The following is a 15,477-nucleotide window of genomic DNA, read 5'->3' as shown; positions in this document are numbered from 1 at the left end:
GCCGAGGTTGCCGAGGGCGGCGCGGGGGGCGAGGCCGCGCTCGTCGTACAGGCGCAGCAGTTCCCGGGCGGCGGCCTCGAAGTCCGCGCCCGCGTCGAGGACGACGGGGGCGAGGTCGAGGTACACGCCGTCGAGGGCGGTGGCGATGCCGTCGACGGGGATGCCCGCGGGCCCGGCGGTCAGCCAGAGGGAGGTGACGCCGTTCTCCAGGTCGGCGAGCACCGCTTCGTTGGCCTGCCGCGGGTCCGGGTGGGCGTGGCGCTGGCGCACGTCCCAGCCGGTCGCGGCCGTCCCTTCGGCGCGTCCGCCGCGGACGAACGGGGGGAAACCCGGGTAGCCGGGCGCGGCGGGGGCGTCGTCGGCGGTGTAGAGCGGGCCGGTTACGAGCCCGTCCTGGAGTTCGGTGGCGAGTGCCGCCTCGGCAGCCGGGCCCGATGCGTCAGCCGCGCCCGCTTTGCGCAGTACACCCTCCACCAGGCGCTGCCACTGCTCGCGGGTGGGGTCCGGGAACTCGGCGGCCAGGGGGAAGCCTTCGTCAGGCAGGACCGTCATGGGGGGAAGGCTAGGGGAGCCGGGGCGCCCTGCAGCAGTGGCAACTGCTGTGACCTTGGCCTCTTCGCCCCGGCCCCCGGCCGCCGGGATCGTGCTGCGCACGCCGGTTCCGGGACGGCTGTTCCGCCCGGCGGGTGCTAACAGGTGCGGGCCGGGTCGTCGTGCGTCAGCACGCATGCGGCGCGTTCGCCGCGCTCCTTGCCGTAGCGGGCGACGAGGGCGGTGCGGAAGTCGGCCCACTGCCGGCGGGTGTCGGCGATGGCGCCCTGGACGGCCCGGTCGAAGTTGCCGCCGGTCTTGCCGCGTGCGGTGCCGGGGCTGCCGGTGGCGCCGGTGACGGCGTCGACGAGGCCGTTGTCCTTGTTGAGGTCGCCGTGCTGGACGCGGCTGGAGCAGCCGAGGGGCACGAGGGAGAAACAGCCGGTGGTGAGGCCGTCGGGGACGGCCGATGCGTGCGGCGGCCGCCCGCTGCCGAGGGCGAACAGCGGTGAGGGCGCGGGGAGGTTCAGCCCGGGCGGGTTGTTCTTGCCGACGGGGCGGCCGGGGTCGGCCTTGTCGGTCCAGTTGCTGTGCGAGTAGAAGTCCTGGACGCCGTGGAGGGCGCGGCCGAAGCCCTCGACGGCCTCGCACTTGTTGCGGCCGGGCACGCCGAGGGTGAAGGTGCAGTTCTTGGCGAGGTCGGCCTCCCGGGCGGCGACGGTGCCGTCGGCGCCCAGGGTGCCGCCGGCGGCGGTGACGCCTTCGGCGAAGCGGGCCTGCAGGCGGGCGACGCAGGCGAGCAGCTCCTCGGTCGCCTGGTCGCGGGTGCGGGCGTAGCCGGCCTGGGCGAGGTAGTCGGCGTTGTCGCAGTGGGCGGCCGGGCTGAGGACCTCGTCGGTGTCGGGGGCCCCGACGGCGCCGAAGGTGCCGCCGCGGCCCGCTATCTGGTCGAGGGAGCGGGGCTCGAAGCAGCTGCCGTCGGAGGGGGCGCCGGACGGGCAGGCCAGGGCCGCGCGCGTGATGCGCTCGTGCTCGGCGTGCTGGCCGAGGGTGTTGACGGTGCCGAACGCACGGGCGGGCGGCGCCTGAACGGTCATCAGCATCGGCGCGGCCAGGGCGGTCGCACCGAGGAAGACGAAGGGGGTGAGTCTTCGCATGCTCTCGGAACCCTTTTCGTGATCTTGGGGGGTGGAGAGCACAGTTGACCCGGATGGGCGCGGAATACGCAATTCTGAGTGACTGATGCAACGATCGGACGCTCTGTCAGGTGACGTACGGATCAGCCGGATTCCGGCGGCCCCGCCACCGTCCGGGCCCCGTCGTGCCGCCCCGGGACCACGAACTCGCACCACACGCACTTCCCCGAGCCGCGGGACTCGACCCCCCACACATCGGCGAGCCGGTCGACCAGCAGCAGGCCCCGCCCCGACACCCCCGACTCCCCCGGCTCCCGGCGGCGCGGCAGCGTGCTGGACTTGTCCTCGACGTCGACGCGCACCCGCCGCTCGGGGCCGGTGAGGATGCGGAGGGTGACCACGGCCGCGCCGTCGGTGTGGAGCAGGGCGTTGGTCACCAGCTCGTCGGCGACCAGCTCGATCTCGTCGGACCGCTCACGGGCGCCCCAGGCCCGTACCGCCGCGCGGATCATGTGGCGGGCCGCGGAGAGGGCCTCGGGGTCGGCCGGGGCGATGTGCTGCTGGAGCCGGCCGCCGCCCTGGGTGGCCGCGCCCTGGCGGCGCAGCAGCAGCACGGCCATGTCGTCCTCGCCGACGCGCTCGCCGATCACGTCGCACAGCCGGTCGGCCAGCTGGTGGAGCTCGTACGGGCCGTCGCGGACGATCGCGGACAGCCGCTGCATGCCTTCGTCGAGGTCGGAGCCGGGCTGTTCGACAAGGCCGTCGGTGAACATCAGCAGGGTCTCGCCGGGGTCGATCTCCACCGTGGTCACGGGGTAGTCGAGCCGGCCGAACTCGGCCGAGAGGCCGAGCGGCAGCCCCCCGGAGACGGGCAGGCGCCGGCAGGTGCCGTCGGTGTGCCGCAGCAGGGGGTCGATATGGCCCGCGCGCACCAGCTGGACGACGCCGGTGGACAGGTCGGCCTCGGCGTAGGCGCAGGTGGCGAAGCGGTCGGTGTCGAGCTCGTGGAGGAAGGAGGAGGCGCGGGCCATGACGGTCGCCGGGGCGTGCCCCTCGGTGGCGTACGCCCGCAGGACGATACGCAGCTGGCCCATGACGGCGGCGGCCTGGGTGTCGTGCCCCTGGACGTCGCCGATGACGGCGCCGACCCGTCCGCCGGGCAGCGGGATCACGTCGTACCAGTCGCCGCCGATGTCGCGGCCCATGCGGGCCGAGCGGTAGCGGACGGCGATCTGTGCGCCGGGGATCTCGGGGATGCGGCGCGGCAGCATGGACTGCTGCAGTCCCTCGGCGAGGTCGTGCTCCTGGTCGTAGAGCATGGCGCGGGCGATGGACTGGGAGAGGCTGCTGGAGAGGGCGATGAGCAGGTTGCGCTCCTGCTGGGTGAAGCCGCGGGTCTCCCGGTAGAGCAGCCCGATGGCCCCGAGGGGGCGGGCCTGGGCGATGAGCGGGAGGTAGGCGGCGGAGGAGATGCCGGTGCCCTTGATGCGCTCCCACAGCCAGGGGTAGGAGCGGGCGAACTCGTCGCGGGACTCGATGAAGCGCGGGGCCATCGTGCGGATGACATCGCTCATGGGGAAGTTGTCGTCGATGCGGGTCCAGCGGGTGCCCGGGATGTAGTGCTCGCCGGGCCCCTCGGCGACCATGTGGATCCGGCCGGCCTCGACGACGCCGAGGACGAGCAGGTCGGAGCCGAGGTGCTGGACGGCCCGGTCGTCGCGGAAGAAGTCGACGACGTCCTGGACGGTGCGCGCGTGGGCGAGGGCCGCGGTGAGGGTCTCCACGATGGTGGTGTGCGAGAGCCGGTTCTCGTCGCGTCTGCCGACCGAGTGGCCGAGCTCCTCGGCGGCGTCGCGGACGATGCCGATGATGCGGTGCGGGTGGCCCTCCCCGTCGCGCCGGATCCGGCCCTGGGTGTACGTCCAGTGCAGGCTGCCGTCGGGGGCGCGGATGCGGTAGTAGGCGCTGTAGGTCTCGCGGCCCTCCTTCAGGGCGCGGGTGACGTGGGCGTCGAGGTCGGCGGCGTCGGCGCGGAGCACCTTGCCGGCCAGGCCCGAGAGGCGGCCGTTGAACTCTTCGGGGGACAGGTCGAAGAGCTCCAGGGCCGAGGCGTCCATGTGGAGCACGCCGGTGTCGAGGTCCCAGTCGAAGCCGCCCATGCGGTTGAGGGCGAGCATGAGCTCCGGGCGAGCGGGCCAGTCGTCCGGCACGGAACCTGCCGGCGCGGAGGCAGGCGTCGCTCCCCGATCAACCATAGAGCCACTCTGACACCTTTTGCCCGTTTCTTCGATGTGACTGCGCGCTCCGGAGTGGTACGGATACGCCATGGAGTGGTTCACGGTCTCCGGGTACTGGCTGAGCAGGCTGGTGCTGCAGCGTGCGCTCGCCGGCGTCTACCTCGTGGCCTTCCTGGCGGCGGCCCTCCAGTTCCGCGCGCTGATCGGCGAGCGGGGCATGCTGCCGGTGCCCCGCTTCGTGCGCCACGTGCCCCTCCGCAGGGCCCCGGGCGTCTTCCACCTGCACTACTCGGACCGGTTCTTCGCGGCGTGGGCGTGGACGGGCGCGGCCCTGGCGGCGGCGGTGGCGGCGGGTGCGGCGGACGCGGTGCCGCTGTGGGCGGCGATGGCGATGTGGGCCGCCCTGTGGGCGATGTACCTGTCGATCGTCAACGTGGGCCAGACCTGGTACGGCTTCGGGTGGGAGTCCCTGCTGCTGGAGGCCGGATTCCTCGCGGTGTTCCTGGGCAACGCCCGCACGGACCCGCCGGTCCTCGTGCTGTGGCTGATGCGCTGGCTGGTCTTCCGCGTCGAATTCGGCGCGGGGCTGATCAAGATGCGCGGCGACCCCTGCTGGCGCGATCTGACCTGCCTGTACTACCACCACGAGACCCAGCCCATGCCGGGCCCGCTGAGCTGGTACTTCCACCGCCTGCCGAGGCCGCTGCACCGCGTGGAGACGGCCGCCAACCACTTCGCCCAGCTCGTCGTGCCGGTCGCGCTCTTCACCCCGCAGCCCGTCGCGAGCACGGCCGCCGCCGTGATCATCTGCACCCAGCTCTGGCTCGTCGCCTCCGGCAACTTCTCCTGGCTCAACTGGCTGACCATCGTCATGGCCCTCTCCGCGGTCGACGGCGCCGCGGCCGCGCGGCTCCTCGGCCTGCCGGCGCACTCCCCGGCACCCCCTCCCCCGGGCTGGTACGAGGTCCTCGTCCTGGCCGCGACCGCGCTCGTGGCCGTCCTGAGCTGGTGGCCGGTGCGCAACCTGCTCTCCCGGCAGCAGCGGATGAACATGTCCTTCAACGCCTTCCACCTGGTCAACACCTACGGCGCGTTCGGCAGCATCAACCGCAGGCGCTACGAGGTGGTGGTCGAGGGCACCGACGAGGAGCGGGTCGGGCCGGACACGGTCTGGAAGGAGTACGGCTTCAAGGGCAAGCCCGGCGACCTGCGACGGCTGCCCCGCCAGTACGCCCCGTACCACCTGCGGCTCGACTGGATGATGTGGTTCGCCGGGATCTCCCCGGCCTACGCCGAGCCGTGGTTCGGCCCCTTCATGGAGCGGCTGCTGACCGGCGACCGGGCCACGCTGCGGCTGCTGCGCCACAACCCCTTCCCCGACGCCCCGCCGACCCACGTGCGGGCGCGGCTCTACCTCTACCGCTTCACCACCTGGCAGGAGCGGCGGGAGTCCGGCGCCTGGTGGCACCGGACGCTGCGGGGCGAGTTCCTGCCGCCGGTGGCGCTGCGCCGCGGCGAGGCGTGACCCCCGCCGGTGGCGGTGCGGCGCCGGTCACCGCGGGCCCAGCCCGCACAGCGCCAGCTCCGCGGCGGTGATCGACGGCTCGTTGCGCACCTCGCGGCCGGGACCGCGCAGCACACCGAGCACCACCGGCGGCTTGACCAGGGCGCTCATCGGCGCGGACAGCGTCATCACGTCGAAGAGGGAGCGCATGACGACGGGGTTCACCGTGGCGGTGCGCATCAGGCGCTGGACGTAGCCGCGCAGCAGCTGGGCCGCGGCCGGGGGTTGCTCGCCGATCGCCCCGGGGTAATTGATGTCCTCGCCCGTGGCCAGGTCCCACGGACTGCCCGCGGCGCGGCCGACCGCCCGCTGGATGCTCCGGGCCAGGCCGGGCGCCCCCAGGCCCTGCTCCGCCAGGAGGCCGCGGATCGCGACCGCGCTGTGGGCGGCCACGGACATGCCCTGCCCGTAGACGGGGTTGAACGTGGCGACGGCGTCCCCCACCACCGCGAAGCCCTCCGGCCAGGCGGGCAAGCGCTCGAAGTAGCGGCGCCGGTTGACGGTGCTGCGCGTGAGGTGGACGTCGGTCAGCGGCTCCCGGTCCGCGATCAGGTCGGCGATCAGCGGGTGGCGCAGGCTGCGCACGAACGGCTCGAACTCCCCCGCTTCCCGCGACGGTTCGCCGCCGCGCGTGCCGCAGGCCGTGAGCAGCCAGCGGCCGCCCTCGACGGGGACCATCGTCGCGCCCTGGCCCGGCTGCCGGCCGTGCGGGTCGGCCTGGACGCTCACCACGGGGAAGCGCTCGCTGCCGGCGGGCGCCCGGAAGATCCGGGTCACGTAGACCATGCCGGTGTCGACGGTCTCCTCGTGCGCCGGGTACAGCCCGAGCTCGGTGAGGCGGCGCGCGGCCTGGGAGCCGCGCCCGGAGGCGTCGACCACCAGGTCCGCCTCCAGCGCCTCCGCGGAGTGGCCGCCGGCCGTGCGGACCTTCACGCCGGTGACCCGCTGCGCCTTGCCGAGCAGCGCGAGGGCGTCCGTCTCCTCGCGCAGCGTGACGCCGGGCAGGGCCAGCACCTGCTCGCGGACGACCATGTCCAGCAGGTCGCGCGTGCAGGCCATCAGGAACTGCGTGCCCGGCCAGCGCGGGTACCAGCCGTGCGGGCCCATCGCGACGAGCCCGGTCCCCAGCGGGATCCGGCGGGCCCCCGCGCGCACCCACCCCTCGATCGTGCCGGGCAGCAGGGACTCCACCGCCCGGGCCCCGCCGGACATCATCAGGTGTGCGTGCCGCGCCTGCGGCAGCCCCTTGCGCGGCTCCATCCCCTCGGGCAGCCGGTCCCGCTCCACGATCACGACCTCGCCCGCGTGCCGGGCGAGCGCGGCCGCGGCCAGCATGCCGGCCATACCCGCGCCGAGGACCACCGCGCGGCCCTTGCGCCCGCCGGAGGAACCCGAGGAGGGAGAGGAAGGAGAGGAAGGAGAAGGGGACGGTGTGGGGGCGCTCATGCCCCGAACCCTCCCCACCCCGCACCGCGCCTACGCACCGGTTCACCCGCGTGTGCCCGGCACCCGCGGCCCCTCGCACGTGCGCGCTCCTCCCGGATCGCGCACGGTAGGGGTACCGGACGGCGAAGGAGGCGGTGGGTGCGATGGACCCGGTGGAGGCACTGGACCGGATCGCCTTCCTGCTGGAGCGCGCGGACGCGCCCACGTACCGGGTCAAGGCCTTCCGTACCGCCTCCGAGGTGATCGCCGGGCTGCCGGAGGAGGAACTGCGGCGCCGGGCGGCCGCCGGCACGCTCACCGCCGAGAAGGGCATCGGGCCCAAGACCGCCGGCGTGGTGGCGGAGGCCCTGGCCGGAAGCGTGCCCGGGTACCTGGCCAAGCTGGAGGAGGAGGCCGGGTCGCCGCTGGCGGAGGGCGGCGAGACCCTGCGGGCGGCCCTGCGCGGCGACTGCCACATGCACTCGGACTGGTCCGACGGCGGCAGTCCGATCGACGCCATGGCGCGGGCGGCGCGCGACATCGGCCACGAGTGGGCGGTGCTGACCGACCACTCCCCCCGCCTGACCATCGCCCGGGGGCTGACGGCGCAGCGGCTGCGCGCCCAGCTCGACGTGGTCGCCGAGGTGAACGGGGACCTCGGCGACGGCTTCCGGCTGCTGCGGGGCATCGAGTGCGACATCCTCGACGACGGCTCGCTCGACCAGGAGCCCGGCCTGCTCGACGAGCTCGACATCGTCGTCGCCTCCGTGCACTCCAAGCTGCGCATGGACGCGGACACCATGACGCGCCGGCTGGTCGGAGCCGTGGCCAACCCCCTGGTGGACGTCCTGGGCCACTGCACCGGGCGGCTGCTGGCCGGCCGCGGGCGGCCCGAGTCCGCCTTCGACGCGGCGATGGTCTTCGCCGCGTGCGCCCGCTTCCACACCGCCGTGGAGATCAACTGCCGCCCCGAGCGGCTCGACCCGCCCCTGCGGCTGATCCGCCAGGCGCTGGACGCGGGCGTGCTGTTCTCCCTCGACAGCGACGCGCACGCCCCCGGCCAGCTCGACTGGCAGATCCACGGCTGCGCCCGCGCCGAGGAGTGCGGAGTGCCCGCCGAACGCATCATCACGACGTGGACGGCGCCCCGGCTGCTGGAGTGGGCGCGGGGGAAGGGCTAGGCGGCAGGCGATGCCCCCGACCGCCCGGCGCACCCCGGCCCCGCCGCCCGCGATCCGGCCGATGCTGGCGACGACCGCTCCCCTGCCGCCCGCGGCCGAGGAGGCGGCCTGGGCCTTCGAGGTCAAGTGGGACGGGATCCGCCTGGTCGTGAGCCTGCCCGGGGACGGCACCCTCCGGCCGGTCACCCGCGCCGGCAACGACGCGACCGTGACCTACCCCGAACTCCAGGCCCTGGCGGAGCAGCTGCGCGGCCGGCCCGCGGTCCTCGACGGCGAGGTCGTCGTCCTGGACGGGGCGGGGCGGCCCGACTTCGGGCTGCTCCAGCGCCGCATGGGCGTCGCCGACCCGCACCGTGCGGCCGGCCTCGCGGCGGAGTACCCCGTACGCCTCATGCTCTTCGACGTCATGCACCTCGACGGCCGGTCCCTGCTGGGCCTGCCCTACCGGGAGCGGCGGGCCGTGCTGGAGGGCCTCGGCCTCGCGGGCCCGGCCTGGTCGGTGCCGGCCGCCGTGGAGGGGCACGGGCAGCAGGCCTGGGAGGCCACCCTCGAAGGCGGGTTCGAGGGCGTCGTCGCGAAGAAGCTGACATCCCTCTACACGCCCGGCATCCGGTCATCCGAATGGCGCAAGACCAAGCACGTCGTCACGCTCGACGTGGTCATCGGCGGCTGGGCCGCGGGCCGCGGCTCCCTCGCCGGGCTGCCCGGGGCGGTCCTCGTCGGCGTGGAGGAGCCGGAGGGCCTGCGCTACGCCGGGTCCGTCGGATCGGGGCTCTCCGAGCGCGAGCGCCGGGACCTCGCCCGCTACCTGGCGGTCATCCCGCGCGCGGACCCGCCGTTCGCCGGCCCCGCCGACCTGCCGGCGGGCGCGCACTGGGTCGAGCCCCGGCTCGTCGCCGAGGTCGTCTTCTCCGGCTGGACGGCGTCCGGCCGACTCCGGCACCCCGTCTGGCACCGGCTGCGGCCCGACCTGACCCGGCTCGGCTGAAGCCGGACGTCACGGGAGCCGCGCGCGGGTGGCGTCGCCGGTGAGCGGGGCCAGCAGGTCCCCGTACGTCTCCGCCCGGTCCAGCACCTGCTCGGGGGTGAACGCGAGCTCGTCCGGGTCCCGGCACGCGGCGACCTCGTCCCAGGTGACCGGCGCCGCCACCCCGGGGCCGCCCTCCCGCAGCCGCACGGTGTAGGGCGCGGCGGTGGTCTTGGCGCTCGCGTTCTGCGACCAGTCGATGAGGACCTTCCCCCGGCGTTCGACGCGCGCCATGGAGACCACGACGAGGCCGGGGTGCTCGCCCATCATGCGGGCGGCCAGCTCCTTGGCGTAGCCGCCGGCGGCCCGGCCGGACGCCGCGTGGACCGGCGCGTACAGGTGCAGGCCCTTGGAGCCGGAGACGACGGCGTGCGCGGTCAGCCCGTCGTCGTCCAGGAGCTGGCGCAGCCGCTGGGCGATCCGGCAGCAGACCACGAGGTCGGCGCCCGGGCCCGGGTCCAGGTCCAGGACGAGCCGGTCGTGGCCGTCGGGCCCGGCCGTCGCCGTCCACTGCGGGACGTGCACCTCGTACGCGCCGAGGTTGGCCATCGCGACCAGGGCGGCCGTGGTGTCGATGACGACCTGCTCGGTGACGCCCTCGCGGTGCTCCACCGGCACCACCCGCACCCACCGGGGCTTCCCGCCGGGCGGGTTCTTGGCGACCCAGCTCTGCCCGCCCGGTCCCTCCGGGGCGCGGACGAAGGAGGCGGGCCGGTCGGCCGTGTGCGCCACCATCACCGGAGCGATGCGGGCGTAGTACTGCAGCACCTGCGCCTTGGTGTGGCCCGACGCGGGGAAGAGCACCCGGTCGAGGTGGGTCAGGGCCAGCCGGTGGCCCTCGATCTCCACCGCCTGCCGCTCCGGGGAGACAGACATAAGGTAGGAATTCCCCGTGGAGGGATAAAACTATGCGGACCATGTGGAAAGGTGCAATCGGCTTCGGACTGGTGTCCGTACCCGTACGGCTGTATGCCGCCACCCAGGAGCACGGCCTCAGACTGCACCAGGTCCACGACGCGGACGGCGGCCGGATCCACCTCAAGCGCATCTGCGAAGCCTGCGGCGAACCGGTCGACTACGAGCACATCGCCAAGGGCTTCCAGGACGACGAGGGACACACCGCCGTCGTCACCCAGGACGAGCTGGCCGGGCTGCCGCTGCCCAGCAAGAAGCTCATCGACGTACTCGCCTTCGTCGACGCCGACCGGATCGACCCCCTGCAGCTCTCCAACGGCTACTACCTCGCACCCGAGAGCGCGGCGGCCGACAAGCCCTACGTCCTGCTGCGCGAGACCCTCAAGCAGACCGAGCGGGTCGCCGTCACCAAGATCGCACTGCGCACCCGGGAGTCCCTGGCCCTCCTGCGGGTCCACGGCGACCTGCTGACCCTGCACACCATGTACTGGCCGGACGAGATCCGCGACAGCGGCGACCTCGCACCGCCCTCCTCGGTCACCGTGCGGCCGCAGGAGCTGAAGATGGCCACGAGCCTGATGGACACCCTCTCCGAGGAGTTCGACCTCGACGAGCTGGAGGACGAGTACGAGATCGCCCTGAGCGAGCTGATCAACGCCCACCTGTCCGACCGGCCGGTCCCCAAGAAGGAGACGGCACCCGCACCGGACAACGTCATCGACCTGATGGCCGCGCTCCAGGCGTCCATCGACAATGCGGCCGGAAAAGCGGGGGAAGGACCGGAGAGAGGCGCCAAGAGGGAGGCTGCGCCCAGGAAGTCCACGCGCAGCACCGCGAAGAAATCCGCCGCGCCGCAGAAACGCACCGCCGCCAAGAAGACGGCGGCGGCCTCCTCCACCGCCAAGGGCAAGAAGACCGCCGCGTCCACGGCCAAGGCCGGCACGGCCAAGAGCACCACGGCCAAGACGGCCAAGAAGACGGCGACCAGGAAATCCGGCCGCCGCGCTTCCTGAACCGAACCGGAGCCGACCGGGCACGGAGCCGGCCAGGCACGGAGCCGGCCGGGCTCAGTGCACGGCATCACCCGCCGGCTCGGCTCCCTCGCACAGCGCCGAGGCGAGATCGGCCCGGGCGGTCGCCACGAGCCCGTCCGCCGCGCACTGCTGGGCCACTTCCAGCCCCTCGCGCAGCCGCTCCGTCGCCTCGACCGGCCGGTCGGCCCGCAGCAGCGCCGAACCGTGGGCGACCAGGGCCGCCGCGAACTCGTACTTGCACGGGGAGCGGCGCAGGTGCACCACGGCCTGGCCGAGCTTCACCAGGGCCTCGTCCGGCTCGGCGACCAGGGCGGCCCTGCGCAGGGCGTCGCCGATGGCCGTGTCCGTGCCGAAGCGCGCGGCGTTGCGGACGGCCTTGTCGGCCAGGGCGCGGGCGCGCTCGGGCTCCTCGTCCTTGACGGCGACGGCCAGGTCGAGCGCCCACGGGGCCCACACGGTGTTGTTCCGCCCGCGCTCGTCCAGCCTGCGCCCGGCGGCCTCCAGCTCCGTGACCGCCTCCTTCCTGCGGCCCTGGGCGAGCAGCAGCCGTCCGGCCAGGCACGCGGCGTCGGGCAGCACGATGGCGGGCGTGTAGGGCGCCTGAAAGCCGTTCTCCTCGGCGAAGGCCCGGGCCTCGTCGACCCTGCCGCGCGCGAGCAGGGTGTCGATCAGCAGGCAGGCGCCGTCCCAGTGGATCGGCAGGCCGGGGCCGAGGCGCTTGCCCAGCCGCAGCCCCTCGCGCAGCAGCGCCTCGGCCTCGTCCAGCTCGCCACGGCGGCGGTGCACCAGACCGAGGAAGTCGTGCGCGAACGCGAGGTGACCGCCGCTCCAGCCGGAGATCTCGAAGGCCCGCACGGCGTCCTTGAAGAGCTCCTCGGCATGGTCGAGCCGGTCGGTGTAGGCGAAGGTGATGCCGATGATGCTGGGGACCTCGAAGCCCCACTCGGTGTTGGTCCACCCCATGCCCTCGGCCAGCCGGCCGTCCACGAAGGCGCGCTCGATGTGCTCGACGACCTGCACGGCGTCCTCACCGCGGATCATGCCGTCGAAGCCGCGCAGCGCGAGCAGGGTCCGCTCGGTGTTGTCGCGGCCGCGGATGCGTTCGGCGAGCTCGGCGATGCGGCGCGAACGGGTCTGGGAGTCCTCCTCCTCGACCTGGATGCCCTGCCACAGATAGTGCGCGGCCTGCAGGCGCATCCGCCCGGCGCCCGGCGGGGTGCGCTCGGCCTGCTCCTTCACGACCTCGGCGGCCTCGCGCAGCTGGCTGTTGTGGGCGTAGGCCTGGGAGAGGCGGTAGGTGGCGTCGACGCGCAGCTCCTCGGTGAGCTGCGGCAGGGACAGCGCCGTCTTGAGGTGGTTGACGGTCGTCGACGGCGAGGTGAGCAGCGCGGCGCAGCCCAGCTCGTAGAGGACCGCGGCCCGCTCCTCCTCGGGCGGCGGCTCCTGCAGGGCGCGCTCCAGACAGCGGCGGGCCGCGTCCGGGGCGCCGACCGCCAAGTGCTCGCGGGCGGCCACGCGCAACTGCTCGACCAGCTCGGAGTCGTGGTCGGGATGGACCTCCAGCAGGTGCCGGGAGGCCGCGGCGGGACCCAGCCCCGCCTCGGTGACGGACCACGCGGCCTGTCCGTGCATGGCGGTGCGGGTGGCCGGCGGGATCGAGGCGTAGATGGCCGTGGCGATCAGCGGGTGGACGAACTCCAGGTCGATCGCGCCGGTGAGGATACGGGCGTGCCGCAGCTTGTCCGCGCACTCGGCGGCCTGGGCCGGTCCCATGCCCGCGAGGTTCGCCGCCAGGGACGGCTGGATCTCGGTGCCCAGCACGGCCGCCGCCCAGGCGAAGCGGGTGACGGCGGTGCCCAGCCGCTCCAGGCGGGAGACCAGGCCGCTGCCGCGGGCCGTGGCGCCGAGGTCGCGCAGGAGGGAGGCGGACTCCTCGACCGGCTTGAGGCCGCGGTCGTTCGCCTTGGCGACCAACTCGACGGTCTCGTAGGGATTTCCGCCGGTGACGGCCCAGACCTCGCGGCAGAACGGGGCGTCGGCCTGGTCCGGGAAGGAGTCGTGCACCAGCCGGTTGACCGCTTCCGGGGTCAGGGCGCGCAGCTCCACGGGACGGGAGCTGCGGCCGGTGACCAGCTCGTGGAAGCCCGGTGCGTTCTCCGCCAGTTCCACCGGGCGGTAGGCGATGACGGCGAGCAGCGGCGTCTCCTGCAGGCGCACCGCGAAGAACGAGAGCCAGGCGAGCGACTCGGCGTCGGCCCAGTGGGCGTCGTCGATCATCAGCACCACCGGCTCCTGGCGGGTGGCGAGTTGGGTGACGAGCCAGTCGATGCCGTCGCGCACGCCCACGGGGTCCTGCGGGCCGACCGGCGGGGCGATGCCCAGCGCCGGGCCGGCGATCTCGTACCAGCCGCCGAGCAGCTCCTTGCGGTCGCTCTCGCTCATCGGCGCCAGAACCGGCTGGAGCAGCTGGCGGACGACGTGGAAGGGGACCGGCTGCGCGGACTCGCTGCCGCGCGCGAAGAGGACGGTGCACTTGCCCGCCTCGACGGCCATCCGGCGCGTCTCGGTGAGCAACGCCGTTTTGCCCAGGCCCGCTTCGCCGCTGTAGAGCAGCAGGCCGCCTAGCCGGGGCCGCCCTTCGGTCGCAGTTCCGCACAGCCTTTGCACCGCTTGCTCAGCGGCTTGCAGCTCGAGCTCCCGCTCGAACAGGGCGGCGGATGCGTTCTGTTCACGCTGATGCCCTGACATGGCGATGTCTCCCCGGAAGATGTGGTGGAGCGAGCCTAGCCCCGTCCGTGAGGCCAGGGGCAGGGTTCGGCAGACGGACCACCCGGGAGCGTGACCCTCCCCCGTACGCCTCTGGAGCCCGCTCCGCACCATGGGCCGCACACCCGACCGCGTCGAACATACATTCATGCGATTCGGAAACGTATTCGGAATTCGAAGCGCGAGGCCATTATGGAGCCTTTCGAATTCCTACGTCAGGCCAATCTGCGAATATGACAACTTCGCGCAGAAGCCCCGCGCGACCGGCTACGCTCCATGTCGCGCAGCGGGTTGTGGCGACTACTTCACGGTGCGCACAAGTGCTGCGCCGGCGCCGTTCTCCGCGGGAGACACCCGGGATTTCCGCGCCGGGCCCTACGCCTTCTTAAGAGTTCCGAGGATCCCGATGGTTGGTACTGGCTCGTCAGTTCAACGGCGGCCCGTCTCCGCTCTGATATGGCTGATCTCCCCCTTGGTGCTGGCCGTGTGCACGGGTACGGCGGTCCTCGCCGTCGCTCCCGACGCCCGCGTGCCGGTGGCCTGGTGCGGGGCCTCCGCCACGGTCGCGGTGGCGCTGGCAAGCTCCGAAGCCGCCCGGCGGGGACGGGTCATCGCGGCCCTGCGGCGGCGCTGCGCCGAGCAGGAGGCCGGTCTGCGGTACCAGCTCGACCAGCACGAGGCGGAGACCCGGCGGCTGGCCAAGGAGCTGCTCCCCCGGGCCATCCACCTGCTGCAGCGCGGCGCCCCCACCGAAGTCGTGCTGCGCCACACGCTGCCCGTCCACGACCTGGAGCCCGGCTACGCGGCCGCGCACCGGTCGGTGCTGAAGTCCGTCATCGAAGCCGTGCAGGCGGAGGAGGGCCTGCGCGACTCCGCGCAGCGCGCCTTCGTCAACATCGCCCGTCGCATGCAGGCCATCGTGCACCAGCAGGCCTACGACATCCGGGAGATGGAGCACAAGCACGGCAACGACCCCGACGTCTTCGGCGATCTCCTCCACCTCGACCACGGCAACGCCCTGACCGGCCGCCTCGCCGACAGCATCGCCGTCCTCGGCGGCTCCCGCCCCGGCCGCCAGTGGAAGAACGAGATCCCGCTGTACAACGTGCTGCGCGGCGCCATGTCGCGGATCCTGGAGTACCGGCGGGTCGACCTGCACTCGGTGGCCGACGTCGCCGTGGTCGGCGCCGGCGTCGAGCCGGTGATCCACGCCCTGGCCGAGCTGCTGGACAACGCCACCCGCTACTCGCCCCCGCAGACCCGGGTGCACCTGACCGCCGTGGACATCCAGTCCGGCATCGCCGTCGAGATCGAGGACGCCGGCGTCGGCCTCACCGACGAGGCGCGCCGCCGCACCGACCGCGTCCTCTCCCGCGAGGGCGCCCTCGACCTCGACGACCTCGGCGAGGCGCCGCGGCTGGGCCTCGCGGTCGTCAGCCGGCTCGCCCGCACGTACAACTTCCTGGTGTCGCTGCGGCCCTCCGCCTACGGAGGCGTCCGGGCCGTGCTGGTCATCCCCATGGACCTGATCACCGCCAGCAAGCACCCCGGCGGCGACATCGCCCGCGCGCCCAAGCTCCCGCCCTTCAAGTCCAAGCGCCGCCCGGGCCAGAAGATCCCCCCGCCCGCTCCGCAGACGGCTCCGCCGATGATGGAGCACC

General features: G+C 73.6%; 11 protein-coding genes. 5 read left to right on the top strand and 6 right to left on the bottom strand.

What is annotated here, in order from left to right; genetic code table 11:
* The 3 genes from V7793_RS20270 to V7793_RS20260 form a co-directional block, all read right to left on the bottom strand.
* A partial coding sequence (locus tag V7793_RS20270) for a methylmalonyl-CoA mutase family protein (protein WP_336008500.1) occupies positions 1-552 on the bottom strand: 552 nt, incomplete at its 3' end.
* A 137-nt stretch (positions 553-689) separates the two neighbouring features.
* Positions 690-1,688, bottom strand: a complete 999-nt coding sequence (locus V7793_RS20265) for a CinY protein (protein WP_336008498.1) — start codon at positions 1,686-1,688, stop codon at positions 690-692.
* 122 nt (positions 1,689-1,810) lie between these two features.
* On the bottom strand, positions 1,811-3,922 hold the full coding sequence (locus tag V7793_RS20260) for a SpoIIE family protein phosphatase (protein WP_336008496.1): 2,112 nt from the start codon (positions 3,920-3,922) through the stop codon (positions 1,811-1,813).
* Between the two features lie 70 nt (positions 3,923-3,992).
* On the opposite strand from V7793_RS20260, the gene V7793_RS20255 reads away from it, so the two are divergent.
* A complete protein-coding gene (locus V7793_RS20255; RefSeq protein ID WP_336008494.1) occupies positions 3,993-5,429 on the top strand; it encodes a lipase maturation factor family protein in 1,437 nt (478 codons plus the stop codon).
* 27 nt (positions 5,430-5,456) lie between these two features.
* Here the strand turns inward: V7793_RS20255 and V7793_RS20250 are convergent, their stop codons facing one another.
* A complete protein-coding gene (locus V7793_RS20250; RefSeq protein ID WP_336008492.1) occupies positions 5,457-6,914 on the bottom strand; it encodes an FAD-dependent monooxygenase in 1,458 nt (485 codons plus the stop codon).
* 143 nt (positions 6,915-7,057) lie between these two features.
* Here V7793_RS20250 and V7793_RS20245 point away from each other — a divergent pair, with 143 nt between their 5' ends.
* Both V7793_RS20245 and ligD (V7793_RS20240) read left to right on the top strand, forming a co-directional pair.
* Positions 7,058-8,074: a PHP domain-containing protein gene (locus tag V7793_RS20245; RefSeq protein ID WP_336008490.1), complete on the top strand. Its 1,017-nt coding sequence runs from the start codon at positions 7,058-7,060 to the stop codon at positions 8,072-8,074.
* A 10-nt stretch (positions 8,075-8,084) separates the two neighbouring features.
* Positions 8,085-9,062: a non-homologous end-joining DNA ligase gene (gene ligD / locus V7793_RS20240; RefSeq protein WP_336008488.1), complete on the top strand. Its 978-nt coding sequence runs from the start codon at positions 8,085-8,087 to the stop codon at positions 9,060-9,062.
* Positions 9,063-9,071: 9 nt separating this feature from the next.
* On the opposite strand, the gene ligD (V7793_RS20235) is transcribed toward ligD (V7793_RS20240), so the two are convergent.
* Positions 9,072-9,977, bottom strand: a complete 906-nt coding sequence (gene ligD, locus V7793_RS20235) for a non-homologous end-joining DNA ligase (protein WP_336008487.1) — start codon at positions 9,975-9,977, stop codon at positions 9,072-9,074.
* A 41-nt stretch (positions 9,978-10,018) separates the two neighbouring features.
* On the opposite strand from ligD (V7793_RS20235), the gene ku reads away from it, so the two are divergent.
* Positions 10,019-11,029: a non-homologous end joining protein Ku gene (gene ku / locus V7793_RS20230; protein WP_336008486.1), complete on the top strand. Its 1,011-nt coding sequence runs from the start codon at positions 10,019-10,021 to the stop codon at positions 11,027-11,029.
* Between the two features lie 54 nt (positions 11,030-11,083).
* Here ku and V7793_RS20225 read toward each other — a convergent pair whose 3' ends face one another.
* On the bottom strand, positions 11,084-13,798 hold the full coding sequence (locus tag V7793_RS20225) for an ATP-binding protein (RefSeq protein WP_336008485.1): 2,715 nt from the start codon (positions 13,796-13,798) through the stop codon (positions 11,084-11,086).
* 424 nt (positions 13,799-14,222) lie between these two features.
* Between V7793_RS20225 and V7793_RS20220 the strand changes: the two genes are divergently transcribed.
* Positions 14,223-15,477 (top strand): ATP-binding protein (locus tag V7793_RS20220; protein WP_336008483.1); only part of this gene is annotated, 1,255 nt, incomplete at its 3' end.

The organism is Streptomyces sp. KLMMK (assembly GCF_036961605.1).
Lineage (GTDB): Bacteria > Actinomycetota > Actinomycetes > Streptomycetales > Streptomycetaceae > Streptomyces > Streptomyces telluris.
The sequence above is the reverse complement of the archived record's forward strand: the minus strand, read 5'-3'. Positions and strand labels throughout refer to the sequence as shown.

Excerpts from the sequence above, each read along its gene's own strand:
- V7793_RS20265 (WP_336008498.1), bottom strand. The coding sequence starts at position 1,688 with ATGCGAAGACTCACCCCCTTCGTCTTCCTCGGTGCGACCGCCCTGGCC.
- V7793_RS20255 (WP_336008494.1), top strand. The coding sequence starts at position 3,993 with ATGGAGTGGTTCACGGTCTCCGGGTACTGGCTGAGCAGGCTGGTGCTG.
- ligD (WP_336008488.1), top strand. The coding sequence starts at position 8,085 with ATGCCCCCGACCGCCCGGCGCACCCCGGCCCCGCCGCCCGCGATCCGG.
- V7793_RS20245 (WP_336008490.1), top strand. The coding sequence starts at position 7,058 with ATGGACCCGGTGGAGGCACTGGACCGGATCGCCTTCCTGCTGGAGCGC.
- ku (WP_336008486.1), top strand. The coding sequence starts at position 10,019 with ATGTGGAAAGGTGCAATCGGCTTCGGACTGGTGTCCGTACCCGTACGG.
- V7793_RS20250 (WP_336008492.1), bottom strand. The coding sequence starts at position 6,914 with ATGAGCGCCCCCACACCGTCCCCTTCTCCTTCCTCTCCTTCCTCTCCC.
- ligD (WP_336008487.1), bottom strand. The coding sequence starts at position 9,977 with ATGTCTGTCTCCCCGGAGCGGCAGGCGGTGGAGATCGAGGGCCACCGG.
- V7793_RS20260 (WP_336008496.1), bottom strand. The coding sequence starts at position 3,922 with ATGGTTGATCGGGGAGCGACGCCTGCCTCCGCGCCGGCAGGTTCCGTG.
- V7793_RS20225 (WP_336008485.1), bottom strand. The coding sequence starts at position 13,798 with ATGTCAGGGCATCAGCGTGAACAGAACGCATCCGCCGCCCTGTTCGAG.